19 protein-coding genes and 1 tRNA gene are annotated in these 22,782 nt (G+C 61.0%); 7 read left to right on the top strand and 13 right to left on the bottom strand.

Features of this window, described 5'->3' with window-relative positions:
* Positions 1-434 precede the first annotated feature (434 nt).
* From phoB to phoR, 8 genes are all read right to left on the bottom strand, one after another.
* Entirely contained in the window at positions 435-1,118 is a 684-nt protein-coding gene (gene phoB, locus QWJ46_RS12520) for a phosphate regulon transcriptional regulator PhoB (protein ID WP_003570612.1), read from the bottom strand.
* Positions 1,119-1,279: 161 nt separating this feature from the next.
* Complete coding sequence (gene phoU, locus QWJ46_RS12515) at positions 1,280-1,993, bottom strand: phosphate signaling complex protein PhoU (RefSeq protein WP_004672769.1); 714 nt, start codon at positions 1,991-1,993, stop codon at positions 1,280-1,282.
* Between the two features lie 43 nt (positions 1,994-2,036).
* Positions 2,037-2,852, bottom strand: a complete 816-nt coding sequence (pstB, locus tag QWJ46_RS12510) for a phosphate ABC transporter ATP-binding protein PstB (RefSeq protein WP_085776826.1) — start codon at positions 2,850-2,852, stop codon at positions 2,037-2,039.
* A 15-nt stretch (positions 2,853-2,867) separates the two neighbouring features.
* Entirely contained in the window at positions 2,868-4,190 is a 1,323-nt protein-coding gene (gene pstA, locus QWJ46_RS12505) for a phosphate ABC transporter permease PstA (RefSeq protein WP_302751396.1), read from the bottom strand.
* On the bottom strand, positions 4,187-5,668 hold the full coding sequence (pstC, locus tag QWJ46_RS12500) for a phosphate ABC transporter permease subunit PstC (RefSeq protein WP_302751395.1): 1,482 nt from the start codon (positions 5,666-5,668) through the stop codon (positions 4,187-4,189). The genes pstA and pstC overlap by 4 nt, the downstream gene beginning before the upstream one ends.
* 166 nt (positions 5,669-5,834) lie before the next feature.
* The gene (locus tag QWJ46_RS12495) at positions 5,835-6,869 is read right to left on the bottom strand and encodes a substrate-binding domain-containing protein (RefSeq protein ID WP_302751394.1); all 1,035 of its coding nucleotides are present in this window, start codon (positions 6,867-6,869) and stop codon (positions 5,835-5,837) included.
* A 480-nt stretch (positions 6,870-7,349) separates the two neighbouring features.
* Positions 7,350-7,751, bottom strand: a complete 402-nt coding sequence (locus QWJ46_RS12490) for an endonuclease domain-containing protein (RefSeq protein WP_302751393.1) — start codon at positions 7,749-7,751, stop codon at positions 7,350-7,352.
* 15 nt (positions 7,752-7,766) lie between these two features.
* The gene (gene phoR, locus QWJ46_RS12485; protein WP_184459399.1) at positions 7,767-8,987 is read right to left on the bottom strand and encodes a phosphate regulon sensor histidine kinase PhoR; all 1,221 of its coding nucleotides are present in this window, start codon (positions 8,985-8,987) and stop codon (positions 7,767-7,769) included.
* Positions 8,988-9,228: 241 nt separating this feature from the next.
* Between phoR and ppk2 the strand changes: the two genes are divergently transcribed.
* On the top strand, positions 9,229-10,110 hold the full coding sequence (ppk2, locus tag QWJ46_RS12480) for a polyphosphate kinase 2 (protein WP_302751392.1): 882 nt from the start codon (positions 9,229-9,231) through the stop codon (positions 10,108-10,110).
* A 24-nt stretch (positions 10,111-10,134) separates the two neighbouring features.
* Here the strand turns inward: ppk2 and QWJ46_RS12475 are convergent, their stop codons facing one another.
* Positions 10,135-11,331 carry a regulator gene (locus QWJ46_RS12475; RefSeq protein ID WP_302751391.1) on the bottom strand — a complete coding sequence of 399 codons (1,197 nt, stop codon included), beginning with the start codon at positions 11,329-11,331 and terminating at the stop codon, positions 10,135-10,137.
* Between the two features lie 283 nt (positions 11,332-11,614).
* Here QWJ46_RS12475 and QWJ46_RS12470 point away from each other — a divergent pair, with 283 nt between their 5' ends.
* Together QWJ46_RS12470 and QWJ46_RS12465 are read left to right on the top strand one after the other, a co-directional pair.
* On the top strand, positions 11,615-12,574 hold the full coding sequence (locus tag QWJ46_RS12470; protein WP_302751390.1) for a nitronate monooxygenase family protein: 960 nt from the start codon (positions 11,615-11,617) through the stop codon (positions 12,572-12,574).
* A gap of 118 nt (positions 12,575-12,692) precedes the next feature.
* Positions 12,693-12,768, top strand: a tRNA-Thr gene (locus QWJ46_RS12465).
* Positions 12,769-12,889: 121 nt separating this feature from the next.
* On the opposite strand, the gene QWJ46_RS12460 is transcribed toward QWJ46_RS12465, so the two are convergent.
* Positions 12,890-13,120 carry a hypothetical protein gene (locus QWJ46_RS12460; protein ID WP_302751389.1) on the bottom strand — a complete coding sequence of 77 codons (231 nt, stop codon included), beginning with the start codon at positions 13,118-13,120 and terminating at the stop codon, positions 12,890-12,892.
* 198 nt (positions 13,121-13,318) lie between these two features.
* Between QWJ46_RS12460 and QWJ46_RS12455 the strand changes: the two genes are divergently transcribed.
* Complete coding sequence (locus QWJ46_RS12455; protein ID WP_302751388.1) at positions 13,319-13,582, top strand: hypothetical protein; 264 nt, start codon at positions 13,319-13,321, stop codon at positions 13,580-13,582.
* A gap of 923 nt (positions 13,583-14,505) precedes the next feature.
* On the top strand, positions 14,506-15,528 hold the full coding sequence (locus tag QWJ46_RS12450; protein ID WP_302751387.1) for a PAS domain S-box protein: 1,023 nt from the start codon (positions 14,506-14,508) through the stop codon (positions 15,526-15,528).
* A 431-nt stretch (positions 15,529-15,959) separates the two neighbouring features.
* On the opposite strand, the gene QWJ46_RS12445 is transcribed toward QWJ46_RS12450, so the two are convergent.
* On the bottom strand, positions 15,960-17,096 hold the full coding sequence (locus tag QWJ46_RS12445) for an acyltransferase (RefSeq protein ID WP_302751386.1): 1,137 nt from the start codon (positions 17,094-17,096) through the stop codon (positions 15,960-15,962).
* Positions 17,097-17,327: 231 nt separating this feature from the next.
* Between QWJ46_RS12445 and QWJ46_RS12440 the strand changes: the two genes are divergently transcribed.
* Entirely contained in the window at positions 17,328-17,684 is a 357-nt protein-coding gene (locus QWJ46_RS12440) for a hypothetical protein (protein WP_302751385.1), read from the top strand.
* A gap of 233 nt (positions 17,685-17,917) precedes the next feature.
* Positions 17,918-19,408, top strand: a complete 1,491-nt coding sequence (locus QWJ46_RS12435) for an MDR family MFS transporter (protein ID WP_302751384.1) — start codon at positions 17,918-17,920, stop codon at positions 19,406-19,408.
* Positions 19,409-19,697: 289 nt separating this feature from the next.
* Here QWJ46_RS12435 and QWJ46_RS12430 read toward each other — a convergent pair whose 3' ends face one another.
* Positions 19,698-21,647: an ABC transporter ATP-binding protein/permease gene (locus tag QWJ46_RS12430; protein ID WP_302751383.1), complete on the bottom strand. Its 1,950-nt coding sequence runs from the start codon at positions 21,645-21,647 to the stop codon at positions 19,698-19,700.
* 91 nt (positions 21,648-21,738) lie between these two features.
* Positions 21,739-22,638, bottom strand: a complete 900-nt coding sequence (locus QWJ46_RS12425; RefSeq protein WP_302751382.1) for a GntR family transcriptional regulator — start codon at positions 22,636-22,638, stop codon at positions 21,739-21,741.
* Positions 22,639-22,782 lie beyond the last annotated feature (144 nt).

The raw sequence follows: 22,782 nt of genomic DNA, 5'->3' as shown, positions 1-22,782 counted from the left end.
GAAGCAACATGGCGCAAGGCCGGTGAATTGCTCGACGCATTCTCGCCGGCCGAATGCGCCAACTATCTCACAAACTCAGGCTATGCTTCCGTATGAAAACAGCATGCTCTAGAGTCGGGAAGCGACCTTTGTGTTTGGCAGCAAAGCCGACCCCACACTCCGTCATCCCAGGGCTTGACCTGGCTTGACCCTGGGATCCACAGCCAAGCAATCGGCTTCAATTGTTTCCCTGCAGTTGGATGCCATCAGCTCTTCAGGGTCAAGCCCTGGGATGACGGAGGAGAGGTGGTGCCGAGACGCATAAGCCTTGCCGGCGCAATGAGGCTGGCTCGCAACGGAGACGAAGCGGCGGCGATGGACGACGGCAACGCGAGGCCTCACAGGCCGTACTGCCGTGTGTTTGGCGGGAACGCCCACCACACACTCCTTCAGCCTCAAGCTTCCATCGAATAACCGGCGCCGCGGACGGTGCGGATGACGTCCTGCATGTTGGAGAAGTTCAGCGCCTTGCGCAGGCGGCCGACATGGACGTCAACGGTGCGTTCGTCGACATAGATGTCGTGGCCCCAGACGCCGTCCAGAAGCTGCGAGCGGGAAAAGACCCGGCCCGGCGACGACATCAGGAATTCTAACAGGCGGAATTCGGTCGGGCCGAGGCGGACTTCGCGGCTCTTGCGGTGGACGCGATGGGTTTCCCGGTCGAGCTCGATATCGCCGCATTTCAGCACCGTCGACAGCACCTCGGGACGGGCGCGGCGCAGCATCGCCTTGACGCGGGCGACGAGTTCCGGGGTCGAGAACGGCTTAACGACATAATCGTCGGCGCCGGTGGACAGTCCACGCACCCGCTCGCTCTCCTCGCCGCGCGCCGTCAGCATGATGATCGGCAGCCGCTCGGTCTCCGGCCGCATGCGCAGGCGCCGGCAGAGTTCGATGCCGGAGACGCCGGGCAGCATCCAGTCGAGGATGAGAAGGTCGGGCGTGCGCTCCTGAAGCCTGATTTCGGCCTCGTCGCCGCGCAGGATGGTATCGACCTCAAAACCTTCCGCTTCGAGATTATAGCGAAGAAGCACGCTGAGGGCTTCCTCGTCTTCAACAACTGCGACTCTCGGGATCATGCGTGTCCGTCTCCTCGCGCACAAGCCTTAAACCGGGACGATTTAAGCAGGCGTCCTGCGCAAATTCCAAAAATTGGCTGCGACCTCTTTGCGCGCCCCGAACGGGCGCGCACGCAAGTGGCTGGTCCGGGCGGCCGGCCCGGGCGGCTCGTTCGGAACGATTATTCCGTCGCGGCGCCGACGGTGTTGGCGCTGTCGTCCTTCGGACGATCGCCTTCCGGCTGGGCGCCCGTCGCCATGTAGTAGATCGTCTCGGCGATGTTGGTGGCGTGATCGCCGATGCGCTCGATGTTCTTGGCGCAGAAGAGCAGATGCGTGCAGCTCGTGATGTTGCGCGGATCTTCCATCATGTAGGTCAAGAGCTCGCGGAATAGCGAGGTGTACATCGCGTCGATCTCGTTGTCGCGCTCGCGGATGGCGGTCGCCTTGTCGGCGGCGCGTGTCGTATAGACGTCGAGCACTTCCTTGAGCTGGACGAGCGCCAGCTCGGAGAGGTGCTCGAGACCGCGGGCGAGCTTGCGGGGCACGCCGGTGCTCTGCACGGCGATGACGCGCTTGGCAGTGTTCTTGCCGAGGTCGCCGACGCGTTCAAGATCGGCGGCGATGCGGATCGAACCCATGATTTCGCGCAGGTCCGCGGCCATCGGCTGACGGCGGGCGATGGTGACGATCGCCTTGTCACCGATCTCGCGCTCGGTGTGATCGAGGATCACATCGTCGGAAATGACCTTCTGCGCCAGCGCCGTGTCGCCGTTGACCAGCGCCCGGACGGATTCGGCGACCATCTGTTCGGCCAGACCGCCCATTTCGGAAATCCGCCTGGAGAGGAACTTCAGATCATCATCATAGGCGGAATAGATATGTGTCGATGCCATGGGGCTTTGTCCTCGAATAACGGAAAGCTTCGTGTCGCCGCAATCAGCCGAAGCGACCCATGATGTAGTCCTGGGTGCGCGGATCGTCGGGGTTGGTGAACATCTTGTCGGTGTCGTTCTCCTCGACGAGGTTGCCGAGATGGAACATGGCGGTACGCTGCGAGACGCGCGCGGCCTGCTGCATCGAGTGGGTGACGATGACGATCGTGTAGTTTTCGCGCAGCTCGTGGATCAGCTCCTCGACCTTGGCGGTGGCGATCGGGTCGAGCGCCGAGCAGGGCTCGTCCATCAGGATGACTTCCGGGCTGACGGCAACGGCGCGGGCAATGCACAGGCGCTGCTGCTGACCGCCGGAGAGGCCGGTGCCGGATTCATGCACGCGGTCCTTGACCTCGTTCCAGAGGCCGGCGCGCTGCAGGCTGCTCTCGACGATCTGGTCGAGATCGGCCTTCGACTTTGCGAGCCCGTGGATGCGGGGGCCGTAGGAAACGTTTTCGTAGATCGACTTCGGGAACGGGTTCGGCTTCTGGAAAACCATGCCGACGCGGGCGCGAAGTTCGACGACGTCGATATCCGGATCATAGATATCGTCGCTGTCGAGCGTGATCTTGCCGGTAACGCGGCACCCCTCGATCGTGTCGTTCATGCGGTTGAGGCTTCGCAGGAAGGTCGACTTACCGCAGCCCGAGGGGCCGATCAGGGCGGTTACGGTGTTTTCGCGGATGTTCAGGTTCACGTCGAAAAGCGCGCGCTTCTCGCCGTAATATACGGAGACATCCTGTCCGATCATTTTATACGGGACGTTGCTCATCTTCTGATCCAGCGCCTTTTCAACTGCAGCTTCCGTCAGCATGTTCATGATGTTTAACTCCGTTTACCAGCGGCGCTCGAAGCGACGACGCAAGAGGATGGCGCCCATGTTCATGACAACCAGGAACAGGAGCAGGACGATGATGGCACCCGAAGTACGCTCCACGAAGGCACGTTCGGCCTCGTTCGCCCACATATAGACCTGCACGGGCAAGGCCGTCGAGGGCTCGAGCGGTGTCGCAGGCGCATTGGCGACGAAGGCGACCATGCCGATCAGGAGCAGCGGCGCGGTTTCGCCGAGCGCGTGCGCCAGGCCGATGATCGTGCCGGTGAGGATGCCGGGCATGGCAAGCGGCAGGACATGGTGGAACACCATCTGCATCTTCGAGGCGCCGAGGCCGAGCGCTGCGGCGCGGATCGAAGGCGGCACGGCGCGCAGAGCCGCGCGGGTGGCGATAATGATCGTCGGCAGGGTCATCAGCGTCAGCACCAGGCCGCCGACCAGAGAGGCCGAGCGCGGCAGGCCGATGAAGTTGATGAAGACGGAAAGGCCGAGCAGACCGTAGACGATCGACGGGACGGCGGCGAGGTTGTTGATGTTGACCTCGATCAGGTCCGTCAGCCTGTTCTTCGGCGCAAACTCCTCGAGATAGATCGAGGCGGCGACGCCGATCGGCAGAGACAGAACCAGCACGATCAGCATCAGGTAAAGCGAACCGATGAGGGCGACGCCGAGGCCTGCGGCCTCCGGACGGCTGGAATTGCCGTTGACGAAGAGGCCGCTGTTGAACTGCTTGGTCAGAGCGCCGCTCGCCTTCAGCTCGTTCATCCAGTTGACCTGCTTGTCGTTGACCTTGCGGTTCTTCTCATCGACCGTCAGATCGATCTGGCCCTTGTTGGCGCTGTCGACATTGGCGTCGGCGAGTACCGAGACATTGACCGTCTTGCCGATGATCGACGGGTCGGCGACGACCATGTCGCGCAGCTGGATCGGCGCGCTCTTGGAGAGCATAGCGGTTGCATCGCGCACATCCGGACGGCTTGATGCATTGATGTTCAACTGCTTGACGATCGCGTCGCGCAGCAGAACCGGATAGTTGGCGGCGATCAGCACCGAAGGATCGGTCGCCCGCTTGCCGTTCGGATCGATCGTCTTTTCGGCGAATTCGATCGGCAAGGTGATCGTCGTCTGCTGGAAGGCGGTGTAGCCCTTGCCGATCACCGTCCACAGCAGGACGAAGAGGAAGATCAGGCCGAAGGCGATGGCGGCAATGCCGTAGGCCTGGAACCGGCGCTCGGCGGCATAGCGGCGCTTGATGCCGATATCACGGCGGGCAGGCGCCTTGGAAACGGTAACACCGACGGCGGGAGAAACAATATTCGTCATTCGTACTGCTCCCGATATTTGCGCACGATGTAGAGCGCATAGATGTTGAGGCAAAGCGTGATGCAGAACAGCGTGATGCCAAGGGCGAAGGCGACCAGCGTCTGCGGCGAGGTGAACTCAAGGTCGCCCGTCAGCTGGTTGACGATCTTGACGGTCACCGTGGTCATCGGCTCGAAAGGGTTGATCTGAATGCGCGCGGCAACACCGGCGGCCAGCACGACGATCATGGTTTCGCCGATGGCACGCGAGGCGGTCATCAGCAGCGCGCCGACGATGCCGGGAAGCGCTGCCGGCAGGACCACCTTCTTGATGGTTTCGGAGCGTGTGGCCCCGAGACCGAGCGAACCGTCGCGCAGCGCCCGCGGCACGGCGGTGATGATGTCGTCCGACAGCGAGGAAACGTAGGGGATCAGCATGATGCCCATGACGATACCGGCGGTCAGAACGCTCTGCGCCTGGATGAAGTTGGTGTAGTTGCCGGAGAGCAGGCCGCTGATCTGCGCCGAGAAATCGCGCAGGAAGGGGCCGACGGTGACGAGCGCGAAGAAGCCGTAAACGATCGTCGGAATGCCAGCGAGCACTTCGAGCAGCGGCTTGGAGATGCCGCGCAGCTTCAGCGAAGCGTATTCGGCCATATAGATGGCGGCGAAGAGGCCGACCGGAACGGCGACCAGCATTGCCACAAGGCCGATATAAAGCGTGCCGAGCAGGAGCGGGATCAGGCCGAACTGGCCGAAGGACGAGCTGCCGGCGCCGGCAAAACGCGGATCCCAGACGGTGCCAAAGAAGAAGTCGCCGGCGGGAACGGCGGCAAAGAAGCGGGCGGCTTCCGACAGCATGGAGAGCACGATGCCGATCGTCGTCAGGATGGCGATTGAAGAGGCAAGCAGCAGGCCCCAGAGCATGACGCGCTCGACGCGGTTGCGGGCGCGGAAGCGCGGAGCGATGGCGCGCAGCGCATAAAAGGCGCCGGCAACGGCGAGAATGAAGACGATCGCGGTCATGGCGAGGCGGCTCGTCATGCTCATGGAATTGAGCCTCTTGGCGGCCTCGACCATGTAAGGCTGCGGCTGGCCGGCGAGCGGCACGCCCTTCTCGCTGAGCTTGGCCTGCAGGGCAGCCGGATCGTTTGCCACCGCGGCAGCTTCGTCCGATGTCAACATCGTCAGGCCGCGCGCGACCGTCGCCACCATCGAATAGCTCAGATCCTGTTCGACTGCGGCCTGAGCCTTGACGTCGGCAGGGAAAGTGCTGCGAACCGAGGACTGGATGATGCCGGGACTGACGGAGAGCCAGACGCAGAGGACGATGAGGGCGGGAAGAACCGCCCAGATCGCGGCATAGGCGCCGTAGTAGGCCGGCCGGGAATGCAGTGCGGAGGACCTGCCTCCAGCAAGGGCTGCGGCACGGCCGCGCGCGACCAGATAGGCGGCGGCGCCGATCACCACAAGGCACAGAAGTATGACGGATGTGCTCATTCGTTACGTCCCCAGGCCCGTGGCCCCCAAAAAGCGCGGCGGCTTCATCAGCCTGCCTTCGGCTTCCAATCATGGAGAAGGAATTCAACCCTGCAGCGGAAAGACCGGCACGCAGGGACATAAACGATGCCGGCGCGGGCTTTAAAGCTCCGCGCCGGCAAAGTCATTACATTGATTTACCGGCTTCGACGTCCTTGCGGATCGCGTCACGCTCGGCATCGGGAGCGGCAACGAGGCCGTATTCAGCCAGCGGGCCGTCGGGGCCGATCATCTGGTCGGATACGAAGAAGTTGACATATTCCTTCAGGCCCGGAACGGCGCCGAGATGTGCCTTCTTGACATAGAAGAACAGCGGACGGGAAACCGGATAGGTGCCGTTGGCAATGGTTTCGGTCGACGGAACGATACCGTTGACGCTGGCGACCTTGAGCTTGTCGGCGTTGTTTTCATAGAAGGAAAGGCCGAATACGCCGACGCCGGTCTTGTTGGCGGCGATGCGTGCGAGGGTTTCCGGATAGTCGCCGTCGATGTCGACTGCAGCGCCGTCCTTGCGAACTGCGACGCAAGCCTTGCCCTGGGCAGCCTTGTCGGAGATTTCCTTGGCGATGACGTCGAGAGCGCCCGAAGCCTTGCAGCCGGCGGCAAGAACGTTCTGTTCGAAGACTTCGCGCGTGCCGTGCTTTTCGCCCGGGATGTAAGCAGCGATATCAACAGCCGGAAGCTTCGGGTTGACGTCCGACCACTTCTTGTAGGGGTTGGCAACGAGCTTGCCGTCGACCACGACCTGAGCAGCGAGGGCCTTGTAGATGTCGGCCGGAACGTAAGCGACATCGGGGTTGGACGAGTCGGTTGCGAAGACGATGCCGTCATAACCGATCTTGACTTCCTGGATGTCGGTCACGCCGGCGGCCTTGCAGGCTTCGGCCTCGTTCTTGTTGATCGGACGCGAAGCATTGGCGATGTCGATGGTGTCTTCACCCACGCCCTTGCAGAATTCCTTCAGACCAGCGCCCGTGCCGCCGGATTCGACGACCGGGGTCTTGAAGTTGGTGAAGGTCTCGCCGAAGGACTCGGCAACGATCTTGGCGTAAGGCAGGACGGTGGACGAACCAGCGATCTGGATCTGGTCGCGAGCGACGGCTGCGCCAGCGAAAGCAGCAGTTGCAGCGAGCGCGGCAACGGTGAGCTTGAAGGTGTTCATTAGAAATCTCCCGCATTGGGCTTGTGTGAGTGCGGCCTATAGAGAGGCCCTCGCATGCCTTTTTTCATCGGCGGGACTCTCTTAACGCTGTAAGCACCGTCCTTTTATGTCAAATCGGTGAAACATTTGTGACAGCTTATATGATTGTTTTTTAATCATAAATTTTATTGAATCCGCCTGAACATGTCGGCTGATGGCAAAGTTTGGATCGGCTCTCGACCTGGCATTGTAAAATTGATCGCGCACGGCCCTTCGGTTGCTGGATGCCTCCTGGCCTTTCCCGCCTGCGTTCTTTCATTCAGGTCCGCCCGTGGGATTTGCCCCTCATCCGCCTGCCGGCACCTTCTCCCCGCACGCGGGACGAAGGGGGCGTGCCGCGACCTCTCAGTTCCTCGCAGGCCTCTCATAGGGCATGTCCCCTCGCCCCGTCATTACGGGGAGAGGGTTAGGGTGAGGGGCAAATCGCACGGCACGCCATCGCTAATTGCCCACAGCCGGAAAGAACCGCAGATCCGTTGCCTCGACGCGTGCCGCCAGCCGCCCGTCGCAGATTGCAACGATCGTCTCCAGCACGGAGGGCAGCGCGCTCAGCACGTCTACATTCCAGAAACGGACCACCGACCAGCCATTGTTGGTCATGAAAGTATCGCGAATTCCATCCCGCCGATTGTCCGCATGTTGGCTGCCGTCGATCTCAATGACGAGCCGCAGTTCACGACAGGCGAAATCTGCAAAATAGGGGCCGATCGGTAATTGCCGGACAAACTTGTGTCCGTTGAGCCGGCGGTCGCGCAGCTCGTGCCACAATTTACCTTCTGCGTCGTTGTCCGATTGGCGCAGTGATCGTGCTCGGGCGGTGGTTTTTGGCTTGGCGCCTCTCATCGAAATCGCTCCGCCTCAGAAGCGCACCGTAAAATCGGTGCCCTTGCCGACTTCGGACTTGACGATCAGCCGGGCGCGGTGGCGGGTCAGGATATGTTTGACGATGGCCAGGCCGAGGCCGGTGCCTTTCTTCGAGCGGCTGTCCTCGATGCTGACGCGATAGAAGCGTTCCGTCAGACGCGGCACGTGCTCGGCCGGGATGCCCGGCCCCTTGTCGACGATGCTAACTTCCACGGGCGCTCCGGCGCCGTTCTTCAGCCAGACGTCGACGGTCTTGCCTTCCTGGCCATATTTGCAGGCATTCTCGATCAGGTTCTCGAACACCTGGACAAGCTCGTCGCGATCCCCCAGCACCTCCACTTTTCCGTCCGGCAGATGCAGGTTGATGTCGACGCCGACATCCCTGGCGAGTGGCACCAGCGAGTCGCGGACATGGCCGAGCAGCGGCACAAGGTCAACCTTCTCGTCCGGCGCGATGTGCGATTTCAACTCCAGGCGGGAGAGCGACAGCAGGTCATCGACCAGCCTGCTCATGCGCGTCGCTTGATCGAGCATGATGCCCAGAAACTGCGCCTGCGCTTTCTGGTCGTTCTTCGCCGGCCCCTGGATGGTCTCGATGAAGCCGCGCAGCGAGGCAAGCGGCGTGCGCAGCTCATGGCTGGCATTGGCGACGAAATCCGACCGCATGCGGTCGATGCGGCGGACCTCGGATATATCGCGGAAGGACAGGATGAAAAACCGCTCCGGCTCTCCGTCCGCCTGGAATTCGACAGGCGCGCTGCGGACGATATAGACGCGTTCGGACGGCAGCCGCTCGGCATGCTCGATCTGGTTCGGCGCGTTGGTGGCGATGGTTTCGCGCACCATGTCGAGCACGCCGGGCGAGCGCAGCCGGGCCGATATATGGGCGCCGAGCGCCACCTCCCCGAAGGCCTTTTCGGCGGCGCGGTTCTGGAACAGCACCGAGGCATCGTCCGACAGCACCATGGCGGGGATATCGAGCCCGGCAAGTGTGGCGGAAATGTCAGGCAGGCGGCTTGGCGGCGCTTGCGGCTCCGCCTCCACCGGCTCGACGGGTTCCGCCTTGAGGACGGGCGCCTCATTGAACAGCGCGGTCAAGATCATGACGAGCAGGAGAACGAGCACGACCCACTTGTTCATCCCGGCGGCAAGGGCGGCTAGCGCGCTGAGGATGGCCGCAAGCAGTACCGGCCGTTCACGCCGGATGCGCGCCAGCAGGCTTTTTCTCCAGGGGGTTTCGTCTTGCAACTGGGCCTCGCGGCGTCGATTCGTTTTTCTTTATATTGAACTCTGCCTGATAGCGGTAATTCATGACAGAAGTTTTCGGCTGGCGCCGCTCAAGCGAAAGACTGCAGCACAGCTTCAAGAAAAATCACCGGCCAAAAGCGAAAGATTTGATTTTCAACGGCAAATATGTTCGCCTGCGGCAAGAGGACCACCAGCGCAGGAGGAGCATATGGGCGAGGCTGTCGAAAGCAGGGCGGTGGAGCTCGATATCCGCGGCAAGAAACGCATCTTCGACGTCGATGATCCGGTCCTGCCGGACTGGGTGGAGGAAAATGCGCTGGAGTCCGGCGGCTTTCCCTACAAGAAGAAACTCAATGAGGAGGACTATCTGGAGCAGCTCACAAAGCTGCAGGTGGAACTCGTCAAGGTGCAGTTCTGGCTGCAGTCGGCGGGCAAGCGGGTGATGGCGCTGTTCGAGGGGCGCGACGCGGCCGGCAAGGGCGGCGCGATTTCGGCCTCCTCGGCGCATATGAACCCGCGCCTTGCGCGCGTCGTCGCGCTCGCCAAGCCGACCGAGCGCGAGCAGGGGCAATGGTATTTCCAGCGATATGTCGCGCAGTTCCCGACCGCAGGCGAATTCGTGCTGTTCGACCGCTCCTGGTACAATCGCGCCGGCGTCGAACCGGTCATGGGGTTCTGCACGCCGCAGCAATATGAAGGCTTCCTCAACCAGGCGCCGCAGCTCGAAAAGATCATCGCCCATGAGGGCATCTTCCTCTTCAAATTCTACCTCGATATCGGCCGGGAGATGCAGCTCAAGCGTTTCCATGATCGCAGGCACGATCCGCTGAAAGTCTGGAAGCTTTCATCGATGGATGTCGCGGCGCTTACGAAATGGGGCGATTACAGCGAAAAACGCGACCGCATGCTGAGGGAAACCCATAGCGATTTCGCGCCATGGACGGTCATTCGCGCCAACGACAAGCGGCGCGCGCGTCTGCAGCTCATTCGTCACATGCTCAACAGGATGGACTATGACGGCAAGGACAAAGCGGCGCTCGGCGAGATCGATAAGGAGATCATCGGCTCGGGCCCCGGCTTCCTGAAATAGGTCGTCGGACGGCGAAAAGCCGCGTCACTGCCCCGGCAGGATGCGAATCGCGAACAGGTTGATGCCGCGCGCCTTGCCGTCGAGATCGCTGTTGATGACAAGCGTACCGGGCGAATTCGGCGCCAGCGAACGGTCGAACTTCACCTGCAGCAGCGCATCCGATTTTTCGCGGGTGACGCTGAAGCGATGGCGGGCGCAATTGCCGAGCGACTGGAAATTGCATTCGACCGTCACCTGGGTCGGCTCGTCGGTTGTCGATTGCAGCGTCAAGGCGATGGTCGAGGATTTGCCGGCAAGCTGCTGCAGCACCGAGGCGGGAACACTAACCGAAATATTGCCGTCAGCCGCACCGCTTTCGGAAATCAGGCGCACGGCGGGGCCGTCATTCTCGGTGATGTTTTCGGTGCGCGCCCGCGGGCCGCTTTTGATCTTGTCGGCTTCGTCCGGCTTGAATACCGGGATCCAATCGGCCGAAAAGCTGTTCTGCGGATCGATGGTCACCGGCTGATCGGTGTGGGTAGCCGCACTATCGGCGCTGTCGTCGTTGCCGGTGAAATCCTCCGGCTGGGTGCTGGCCGGCGGATTGGCGACGCTGGTGTCGCGCTCGGCCGCCGTCAAGAGCAACCCCGACGTATAGGCCCACCAGGCGCCGATGCCGATGAAGGCGAGCAGCACACACCAGACGAGAAGCCTCGAAAAGAACTTGCGCGGCTTGCGGCGGCCGGCCGCCCGCTCCGGGCGGAAATCCATGTTGGAGGCGCGCTGGCCGCGCGCGAGCCGCTCGTCGCCGATCGGGGCGGCGGAGAGATGATCGGCATTGCTTGCATGCACGTCGTCGAGCCTCGACTCGTCGCTGCGGTGCATGATCACTTCGGGAGCACGGGTTTCGCCCGCGGCAACCGGGCTGTCGATCAGGCTGTCGATATCGGCCACATCCCCGCGGTGAACCGGCGGCGGCATGTCGACGACGGGCGGCACTGGCACTTCCGGCGGTCTCTGGCGCGGGTGAAGCCGGTCGCGCTCCTCGCTTTCGATGGCGTGGATGGTGGTTTCCAGACGATGGCGGTGATGGGCGACGGCATCGGCATCGGTGATATCCTGCTTGCGCAGGCCGGCTTCCAGCGCCTGGCGGGCCGACTGGTAGATCCTCGCTCGAATCTCCGGATTGTCGCGATCGGCATTTTCGAGCGCTGTTCTGATGGCCGTTTCTAATCCGCTCACGTCAAGTCCTTCACTTCGAACCCGGCATCGGACTGCCGTCCCCGCCGTTCTCCATCAAAATTCGGTAGCGGCAAGCGCGGCAAACCGCAAGCCTTGCAGCCGCGCCCGCCGCTGATCGGCGGCGATAATCGCCAGCTTTCGCGGCTCCCAGGCCCTACCCTCTTCATTCGCGCCTGATATATCCGCGTGAAATCGACGAAGGCGTGGCGGCCGCTCTTTTATCGGCTTTTCTTCTCTGTTATGAGATTGACGTTTTCGTAAACGTCAATGCGAGCGGTAAACCATGGCCCTGCCCCCGATCCTCAAGGACAAACTCAGACTGCCGGTGATCGGCTCGCCGCTCTTCATCATCTCGCATCCGGCGCTGACCCTGGCGCAATGCAAGGCGGGCGTCATCGGCGCCTTCCCGGCGCTGAACGCCCGGCCGGAAAGCCAGCTCGACGAGTGGCTGGCCGAGATCACCGAGGAACTCGCCCGCCACGACGCCGCCCATCCGGAACGGCCGGCCGCACCCTTTGCCGTCAACCAGATCGTCCACATGTCGAACAAGCGGCTGGAGCACGATCTGTCGCTCTGCGTCAAATACAAGGTGCCGATCGTCATCTCCTCGCTCGGCGCCGTGCCCGAGGTCAATGCCGCGGTGCATTCCTATGGCGGCATCGTGCTGCACGACATTATCAACAACCGCCACGCCCATTCGGCGATCCGCAAGGGCGCGGATGGGCTGATTGCGGTGGCAACAGGCGCCGGCGGCCATGCCGGCACGCTGTCGCCCTTCGCGCTCGTCCAGGAAATCCGCGAATGGTTCGACGGGCCGCTGCTGCTTGCCGGCGCGATCGCGACCGGCGGCGCCGTTCTGGCCGCCGAAGCGATGGGCGCCGACATGGCCTATATCGGCTCGCCCTTCATCGCAACGCAAGAGGCGCGCGCCGCACCCGCCTATAAGCAGGCGATCGTCGACGGCGCAGCCAACGACATCGTCTACTCCAACTATTTCACCGGCGTGCACGGCAACTATCTCAAGCCCTCGATCATCGCCGCCGGCATGGACCCCGACAACCTGCCCGTCGCCGACCCCTCGAAGATGGATTTCGAGCAGGCGACCGGCGGCGCCAAGGCCTGGAAGGACATATGGGGCAGCGGCCAGGGCATCGGCGCCGTCAAGGCGGTGGAGCCGGTGGCAAATCTCGTCGACCGGCTGGAGGCCGAATACAAGGCCGCCCGCGCACGCCTCTCGCTCTGAGGGTCTTCCACACCCGCCCCTCTTTTTTGCCAAAGGCATGACAGGGTGCTTGAAATCTTCAGACAATGCCTGTATCAGCGCCATGCAAATCGCAGGCCGCACGCTTCGGCCGCCAAATGCCGCTTTAGCTCAGTCGGTAGAGCACATCATTCGTAATGATGGGGTCACGTGTTCGAGTCACGTAAGCGGCACCATTTATCTGTACTAAGATGTTGATTGTGGAAATTCATTTTCAATTCCTAATGTAGTAAATCCACCTGTCGACCATCGATGGGCCCCGTTCGCAACCTGCTTCTCGACAATGTGGCTGCCGTTCTATCCGAGCACGCCATTGCGATGGCCGAAAACATCGCCGACATGGAAGATGACGACGTGTGAGACCGACGGTGGTGCACCTTGCCGCCGAGGCGGGGAACTCAAAATGAGAAAAGGGGTTGCGCCAAGCGCCTTTGGGAACAGGAGTATTTCTGAGATTTCGCCAAAGGTGAATAAAGCAAAGACGGTAAGCAACAAAGCAACGACAATGAGGATTTCAGTTTTTGTCATCGTTAATCATGTAGCCATCTGGTTACCGGCGACAATCGGACTTAGGTCTGGAAACGCACCCCCCGTCATCGAGGATTACTCAACCCCCAGTTCTGCATCATTCCAAGGCATAAACCGCCACCTCATCAGCAACATCCCTCAGCCCCTTATATGAGGGGTGCCGCGGCAAGAAACTGCTCCGCGAGGGTTTGCCGGGACATGGACGCCAAATCGATCGAACGATTGGTGCTGTTAGCCCGTGATAAGATCATCAGTCGGGATAACAGACGCGAAGGGAACCAACGCGACGGTCGCGCCGTCTTCCAATGCAATTTCGAAGCAGTCGGCGTCAATTGGTCGCTTTGCCAAGATGGCTTCGGCGAGCATCTCTCGAGCCGCCTCGACTGCCTGGTCGTAAGCTTCCGCAGCACTGGCGAACTCCAGGCCTTCTGTATCCAGATCCAGCTCCTCCCCTCGCCTTAAATGGAGTAGAACTTTTGCATGAGCCGCTCCTCGAAGCAGCCAAAAGAAGTTGTATCTCCGCGGGTTCCCACCGGGGCTTACAATGTCGTCAAAGCCCGGCGCGCGATTTCGAATCGAATTGATGTCGTTCGGCGCTAACTTATCAGCGCTCCTGAGAGATGTAGCCACTCAGCGCAAAGGAGATGCATTGCCGGGGGTTACTGGGACGCCGTCTGTGTTAAAGTGATCCGACGTGTTTTTGATTTCGATTTGATCAGAGGCCTAAACCCGGCGCATTGAGCGTAGCAGGCGTCGGACCGTACTTTGCACCCGTCGCCGCCATAGAGGCAGTTGTCTCGCAGTTTGGCGTCTTGAAGGGTAACGCATTGGTTGACGCAAGATTGGTTGAGGTTTTGACAGCTGGTTAATTCGTCAAGCGTGCAGCCCAACGTGTAACTAGTCGAGTAAATGCTTAGAATTCCAAGTAGCAGGAGACGCATCATACTAAGCCAATGGAATATTATCTTTCATACAATTATACAATTTATTCACATGGCAACAATAACAACTTATTATTAGTGTTTTAACCGATCTCATAGACAGAAGGTTATATTTGACGCCGGATGGAGAGCGGAGTTCCAAGCGGCGGTGAGCGATACGCCCAGACCTATGCTGACGGGCAGGCAAAGCGGTTTGCTGTGACCCGGAATTCGCAACGATCGACTTGCAAACAAATTAGCAGAGATAGAATTGTCAGCTTCTTCTCCGGCTTCGATCGCTTCTTCGGTTCCGCACATTGCCTGTGTACGCTTCCGCGCTACATATTCGTTATGACGCCGCGAATTCTAGGCTCAGGCACCTGAGAGGCTGCTGTCTCCCGCCAGAACGGAGGAGACGTTATTACTCTCGTCAGTGGCTCTATTAAACATCAGACTGGGGCGTAGATGAGTTTGGGTGATCGAGAAAAACGGGCTACTGCCCAGCTGGTACCGCCCGCTTATGATGCCGCAGCCTTTCTCGCGGCCATTATTGAATCGTCAGACGATGCCATTGTCAGCAAGAGCTTGTCCGGCATTGTCATGACATGGAACAAAGGTGCCGAGAGAATTTTCGGATATGCCGCAGACGAAGCAATAGGAAAGCCCATCACCCTTGTTATACCGGAGAATCGCCTCGATGAAGAGCCCGCCATACTTAGCAGAATCCAAGCCGGTGAACGTGTCGATCACTTTGAAACGGTAAGACGCCGCAAAGACGGCAAACTCATCGACATTTCTTTGACAATCTCCCCGATCAGAGACGGCAGTGGCGAAATCATCGGAGCATCGAAGATTGCCCGCGACATCTCGGAGCGGAAACGGGCAGCCGAGCGCCGAGAACTGCTCCTCAGGGAAATGCATCACCGCGTAAAAAACCTGTTCGCGATCATCAGCAGCATTATCACGCTGGGTGCCCGGACCGCAGCAACGCCCGGCGATCTCGCCGCCAGGACCAACGAGAGGGTAATGGCTTTGGCCCGAGCGCACGAGATAACGCTGCCAAGTTTAACAGAACAGCCCGTCGAGGTTCAGCCAGCCACGCTGTCTCAGCTTCTGTCGAATATCCTTGCACCTTACGACAACCGACAATGGGCGCTCCATGGCGAGGACGTCGAGGTAGGTCTAGAGAAGATCAGCACCCTGGCGCTGTTGTTTCACGAGCTCGCCACGAATGCGGCTAAGTACGGAGCGCTGTCTGTCAACGAAGGTACCCTCGAGATCGCAACTGCAATCTCGCCGGACACAATCGAATTGGTTTGGGTTGAAGCGAACGGACCGCCGACTACGGAGCCAAATCAAGCTCCTTCTGGCTTTGGAAGAATCCTGGAGCAAAGAATAGCACGGAGCCTTGGCATTGATATCCAGCGATCATGGATGCCAGGGGGATTGTCCATTCGGCTTTTGCTTCCGCGCCTCGCGATCATGTAACGTCTGGCCGGACCGATGCTTGCGCCGTGACTATGGCCGGACGGAAATTCATGTCGAATTAGGATGGCCGCTCAGCGCACAGGAGACGCATTGCCGGGGGTTTGGCAAATCGCCGAGCAGCCTATTCAAACGGGACTAAATATTTCCTTCCTGGTCTAATAACTTAAAAACGATGATTACATGTCGGTCGTGCATAAGTATTAAATGCTGCTTTATTGTAAAAACAAATAAAATATAGTGCAAGTGCCCCTCCACCCCACAGTTGGGCCGTGCGGAGGCAGTTTCCAGCTCTCTGCGCGCGGTCCGACGCTTAATAAGATCGACGGTCGATGCTGTCCTAAACAATGTCCCGAGATCGCGTCGGATCGAGCCATCCTATCCGCGCCCTTCCGCCGGAGGCGCAACCCATCCATCGAAGATTGCGGGCGCCTCTAGGTCGCCACCTGCCTCTGCTGTGTCAGGCGTCTCCCGACCGTCTGACCGGGCAACTCGATGAACTTGTAGCCTACAAAGGACAAGACATAGACGATCGGAATGGTCATGCTTAGCGTCACCAGCCAGCGTGCGGGGTTGCTGAGATCGGTATTGCCGATCAGCCAGGCGATGACCGGCTGCATGATGAGCAGGTGAATCAGGTAGGCCCCGAACGAAAGTTCCCCGAGGTTTCGGAAGAAGGTGTTGCCGAGCACCGAATTGACCGCGCGCGAATAATAGCCGGCGGAACCCGGAAATCGATCCGCGTGCACCAGGACAAAGAACAGAACCACGATCCCCACGCGCACAGTTTCGTGCAGCACGGTCACGTCGCCTCCCAGAGGGATGAGGACCAGCAGAGCCGAGATCGCAAAGGCGAGGTAAGCTCTACCGTGCGACATCCACAATGCACCCGCCAGCAGCATGCCGGCGGCGAAGATGTGCATTTTCATCGGCAGAAACGACGGCATGGGGAAGCGAAAGCCCAGGTGATGGACCGCCCAGGCGGCAGTGACGGCCAAGCCGACCGTAACGAGCATGCCCTTCAGCCAGCCCAGCCGCCCGAGAACGATCATGATGAAGGGCAAAGCCGCATAAAACTGCATTTCCAGGCCGATGCTCCAATCGGGCAGCGCCGTGCGGAAGGCATGGGCCGGGGACAAGCCGAACAGGAAGGAGAGATGCATCAGGTAGTTAGTCAGGCTATCGTCGAGATAGCGGGATGCGGCTTGCGGCGGATTGCCGTTGAACGCATCGATGATCATCCTTGCCTGATAGATCTCGGACCCGGCGATGAGCGCAATCACCAGCATGACGTAATAGAGCGGTGCGATGCGGAAGAACCGGCGCGCCCAGAACACCGCCCATGTTTGTGGGCTTTCCCACGGCTCCCTGCCCTTCCGCCGCTGATAGTGAAACACCATCAGGAAGCCGGAGAGCATGATGAACAGGTCGACCCCCAGCTCCGGATCTCCGATAACAGGCACCTTGAACCCCGTCAGGATGTGCGCATGGCCGATCAGCACCCATAGCGCTGCCAAACCACGCAAACCATCCAGACATTCGATGCGTCTGCCGCCTTTCATCGCGTCCATGAGATACCTCTATCCATTCGTATCCGCGGGCAGAGTTAGCATCTTCGACGGCAACCGGATAGTGTTAAGCGGATATTAATGCGCTACGGCACAACTTGCGCGGGTTTACAGCCGATGAAGGCCGGGTGGTGTCAGGCTGTCCGTTGCGTCCTTTCGACTGCGAAATATCCGGAGGGAACATGCCGCTCCCGAGCAGGTTTCTCCCTTGAGACAATGAGGATGGAGAAGACAATGTCCTGCAAACTCATCGCAATATCCTTCCTTTCCATCGGTCTTGCCGGCTCGGCGCTCGCCCAGACGGCCGGTGGGGCGAATTCCAGCGGGCGGCTTTCGGTGGCGCCCATTATCGGCGGCTCGGGCAATACAGGCGCGGGTTCGACTGGCACCGGCTCCGCCGGCACGGGGTCGGCCGGCAGCGGTTCCGTCGGAACCGATCCCGGCATGACCGGCAGCACCACCGGCAATGGCGGCGTCGATCTCAACAGCGGCCGCAGCACGATCAATCCGGGCGGTGTCAATCCGGATCTCCAGCAGACGCCAGGCTGCACCGACGGCAGCGGCTCGCTGAACGAGGCATGCCAGCAGTGAGAATGGCGAGCGCCAGCCTGCCGCAGAATGAAGGCCCGGCCGTGATGGCGGCGGGCCGTCATTTCAACTGTCGCCGCTGACGTCGCGCAAAATGACGGCCGCCTAAGAGAATTGCTTTACCGGCCGGCATTCCGGTCGTAGAAGAACAGCATCCCTCCGCACATGGCGATCGCCACACCCAGCCAGCCTGCCGATATTTTCCGGCGTCCGCGGAGCACCCGAAGAGGACCATCATGTCGAATGCAGCGCATCGCTCGAACCGCGTGCTTGTCGTCGCGACCATCATGGTGGCGACATTCATGGTTGCCATCGAGGCGACGATCGTGGCGACCGCAATGCCGCGCATCGTCGGGCAGCTCGGCGGCTTTTCCTATTACAGCTGGGTGTTTTCTGCCTTCCTGCTGGCGCAATCGACGACCACGGTCATCTACGGCAAGCTTTCCGATATTTTCGGGCGCAAGCCGGTGTTGATCGGCGGCATCCTCATCTTTCTCGCCGGCTCTTTGCTCTGCGGCTTTGCCTGGTCGATGATGTCGCTGGTGCTGTTCCGGCTGCTGCAGGGGCTCGGCGCCGGCGCAATCCAGCCGGTGACGATGACCATCATCGGCGATCTCTTCAAGCTCGAGGAACGCGGCCGAGTGCAGGGCGCGATGGCGACCGTCTGGGCGACATCGGCCGTCGTCGGGCCGCTTGCCGGCGGCATCATCGTCGACAATATTTCCTGGGCCTGGATCTTCTGGATCAACCTGCCGATCGGCATCGTCTCGATCATCGCCTTCATGATTTTCCTGAAGGAGGACGTCGCGCATAAACAAGCAAAGATCGATTACCTCGGATCGGTGCTGTTCTCGATCTCGATCGTCGCCCTGTTGGTGATGCTGACGGAAACCGATGCGAGCGCCTGGATCCTGCTGTCGCTCTTCGCCGTCTTCGTCGTCTCGGGGCTCTTCTTCCTCGCCCAGGAGAGGCGGGCGCCGGAGCCGATCATTTCGATCGCGCTCTGGAGCCGCCGGCTGATCGCGACCAGCAATGCCGCCACCCTGCTGGCCGGCATGGCGCTGATCGGGCTTTCCACCATCCTGCCGATCTACGTGCAGGGCGTGCTCGGCCGCACGCCCATCGTCGCCGGTTTCACGCTGACCATGCTCATCGTCGGCTGGCCCTTAGCGGTGATGCTCTCCAGCCGCTTTTACCGGGCCTTCGGCATTCGCCGGACCCTGCGCGTCGGCAGCCTGATGTTTCCGTTCGGCGCCTGCTTCCTGCTGTTCCTGACGCCCGAAAGCTCGCCTGCTCTGGCCGGCGCCGGCTCGTTCTTCATGGGCTTTGGCATGGGCCTGATCAGCCTGACGAGCATCGTGCTGGTGCAGGACAGCGTCGAATGGTCGATGCGCGGCAGCGCCACGGCCTCGATCATCTTCGCCCGCAGCCTCGGCAATACGCTCGGCGCCACCGTGCTCGGCGCCATTCTCAATGCCGGCATCAGCCATTATGCGAGCGGCGAAACCGCGGCCGCCCTTCATAAAGCGCTGAACCAGCCGACCGGGCTCTCGGCGCTCGCCGCCGATCCGGCGATCCGCAGCATCTTCGACGCGGCCCTGCACTGGAGCTTCTGGGGCGTGGTCGTCGTCGCGGTGCTGACCTTCTTCACCACCTGGCTGATCCCCGTCGGCCACCGCCAGACACGCGAAGAGCCGGCGGTGGCAAGCGAGGCGGCCTCGCATTGATAACTCTCTGCATGGGAGCGCCTGGCAGTTTGTTGACAAGGTCTTCTCCGTCATCACCGGAGATCGGTGAACACAGCCCCTCATCCGCCTGCCGGCACCTTCTCCCCGTAAACGGGGCGAAGGGGATATGCCGCAACCTCTCCGTTTCTACCACCTCTCGCGGGGGCACGTCCCCTCGCCCCGCGAGCGGGGAGAGGGTTAGGGAGAGGGGCAAGCCATCGGCGCAAACCGGATAGCCGTGGCATAAGACCGAGCATGACGTCCCGGGTTTTGCAGTGGTTCGTCAGCTTTAGCGACGGTTGTCCAAAACCCGCAGGATCAGGTTTCGTCTGCCCTTGCGCTGGACGAGATCGATATCGCTGACGAGCTTGGCGCCGCCCTCGCGCCGCTCCAAGGTGATCTTGCGGCTGTGGAAGGCTTCCAGCTCGGCGCGATGCGCCACGCTGATGATGGTGACAGTCGGCAATTCGTCGATCACCATCTCCATCATCCTGTCCTGGCTCTTCTCATCGAGTGCCGAGGTCGCTTCGTCGAGCACGATGATATCGGGAGTGTGCAGCAGCAGCCGCGCGAAGGCGAGCCGCTGCTTTTCGCCACCCGACAGGATCTGGTCCCACGGCGCGTCTTCCTCGATCTTCTCGCTCAGATATTCCAGCCCCACCTTGGCAAGGGCCGCCTTGATTTCCTCCGGCGTCCAGCTCTCGGCGGCGCGCGGGTAGGCCACCGCGCGGCGAAGCGTCCCGGACGGGATATAGGGCCGCTGCGGCAGCATGAACAAGCGCCGGTCACCGTGGAAGTCGACGCTGCCGTGACCCCAGGGCCAAAGACCGGCGATGGCGCGCACCAGCGTGCTCTTGCCCGAGCCGGATTCGCCTGCCACCAGCACACGCTCGCCCGGCGCGATCTCGACCTGGGTTTCTTTGACCACCGCGGTGCCGTCGTCGAGAGACACTGCGAGATCGTTGAGGTTCAGGATCGCATTGTCCTTGGTTTCACCGTGCCTGATGCGTCCCAGAACGTCGCTCTGTTCGGCGCGCTCGAGCCCGTCGAGCGACATCATCAGCGAGGCGACGCGCCGCGCGCAGGCGTTCCAGTCGGCAAGGCGCGGGTAGTTGTCGACCAGCCATCCGAACGCCGTCTGAACGATGGCGAAGGCGGAGGCCGCCTGCATCACCTCGCCAAGCGTCATGCCGCCGGCGAGAAATTTCGGCGCGCATAGCAGGAGCGGCACGACCGGAGCAATCAGCATCGACCCGTGCGAGACGAAGGTCGTTCGCATGTGCTGGCGCGCAAGCAGCGCCCATTGCTTGAGCACATTGGAAAATGTCTTGTCGAGGTCGCTACGCTCCTCTTCCTCACCGCCGAGCAAGGCGATGCTCTCGCCGTTTTCGCGCACACGAGTCAGGGTGTAGCGAAGCTCGGCCTCCACCTGGTTCTTGACTTCCGAGACCTGGACGAAATGGCGGCCGATGACCGCGATCACGGTTGAGGTGATCACGGCATAGAGAACCGCGGTGACGACGAGAAAACCGGGGATGGTGATGGTCGACCCGGCGATCGGCAGCGTGAGCGCTCCGCCAATCGTCCACAGCACGACGATGAAGGTCGAGGCCGACAGAAAGGCGGCGATGACGCCGGCGATGAAATCGACCGGCGCTTCGGTGGCGATCCGCAAATCCTCCGAGAGGCGCGCCTCAGGGTTCTTGTGGTCGCCGCCGATGAGGTTCAGCTGATAATAACGACCGTTGGCCAGCCAACGCGTGATCACCGCCTTCGTCAGCCAGGAGCGCCAGCGACGCTGGATCATCATGCGAACATAGACTTGCGCGGTGACAAGGGCGACGCTTCCGAGCACAAGCGGCACAAAGACGGCGCTGAGATAATAGACGGTGCCGGCGTCGTGTCGCTCTATGGCGTCGAAGATGCCGCGGTTCCAGCGATTGATCCCATATTGGAAGCCGACATTCATGCAGATCATCGTCAACAGACCGATCGAGCACGGCCAGGCAAACCTGTCGCCGCTGCGGCCCCAGTAACGGCGGGCGCTGATCCAGAAACGCCTCAGCAAATATCGCTTGCGCGCCTGCTCCGCCTCCTCGGGCGTGAGCTTCTGACTTGGTTCGATGACATCTGGCGGCGGCGCGGTCTCGACAGTCGATGCCTTCTCCTGGCGCGACTCCTCGGCACCGTCCTGCTCGGTGCCATCGACCGATTTCGGGTTGAGTGTGACGTCGGTCATAAGCACGATAACGGCTTACAAATCAGAAGGTTTCATGACGTCGCGCCAATGTGGCGCTCGCATGAAGCTGACGGTTGCCGGCATAGGCGGCTCAGGCGTTGTCGTTCATAGTCTGCGGCAGCGATTGCAGCAGGGTCTGACGGGCGGAGCGCAGGTGGACGCGGCAGGCTTTGCCGATCGCTGCCTGGTCGCCGGATTCCAGTGCGGCGATATAGTCGAGATGTTCGTGGATGGCGCGCTCGTTACGCTCTCGGGCGGCCGTCTTGTTCCACTGGTAGTGATAATGGAAGATGATGGCGATCGCGTCGTAGAAATCGGCGATGAAGCGGTTCTTCGAAGCGCGATGGATCAACAGGTGAAAGCGCTCGTCGAGGACGGAGAAGTCTTTGAAACGCTGGTTGATGTCGGCAAGCATGGAAAGATGCTCCTCGCGCATGGCGGCAAGATCGATCCACGCTTGATTGTCTTTGGGAAGCCGGCCGAATTCGGCGGCGGAGTGCAGTTCGAACATTTCGCGGACATCGGCGAGCTCGAGCGCGAATTCGCGGGTGAAGCCCTTCAGCGTCCAATGGCTGTTCGGCCGCTTTTCGATCAGGCCGAAGCGGGAGAAGCGGATCAGAAATTCGCGCACGCTCGTCGTGCCGGTGCCGATCTCGCGGGCAAGCTCCAGTTCGTTGATCTGCATGCCGGGCGCGGCATCGTCGGCAAGGATGCGCCGCATGAAGCTGCGCTCGATGATGTCATGCAGCGAATCCGTCTCTTCGGAGGGAAAGAGGTCGCGGTCGGTGGGCTCGCGCAGCACAATCTTCTGACGTTTGTTCCAGCGGATGATGCCTTCATCGCTGAGGCGGGTGAGGATGGCGCGCGCGGTGGAACGGCTGACGCCGAGCTGGGCGGCGATCTCCGGTTCCGACGGCAGCGCCGTATGCGTGCGCAGGGCCGCCGCATACCTGTTGTAGGCTTCCTTGAAGACCGTATTCTGCCTTGCCATCAGATCCCCCGCTTTCCGCCCGCGTGCCGGTTTCCGTTCCGCTTCAACAGCGAAACGGCGCCTGACCGGAGCTTGTTGAAAAAACCATTAGCGTATTTCCGATCGTCTGCGGCGCATTGCCTCCCTCGTCCACAGGATCAATAT

Source organism: Rhizobium sp. CBN3, from assembly GCF_030518245.1.
In the GTDB taxonomy this organism is placed as follows: domain Bacteria; phylum Pseudomonadota; class Alphaproteobacteria; order Rhizobiales; family Rhizobiaceae; genus Rhizobium; species Rhizobium aethiopicum_A.
The sequence above is the reverse complement of the archived record's forward strand: the minus strand, read 5'-3'. Positions and strand labels throughout refer to the sequence as shown.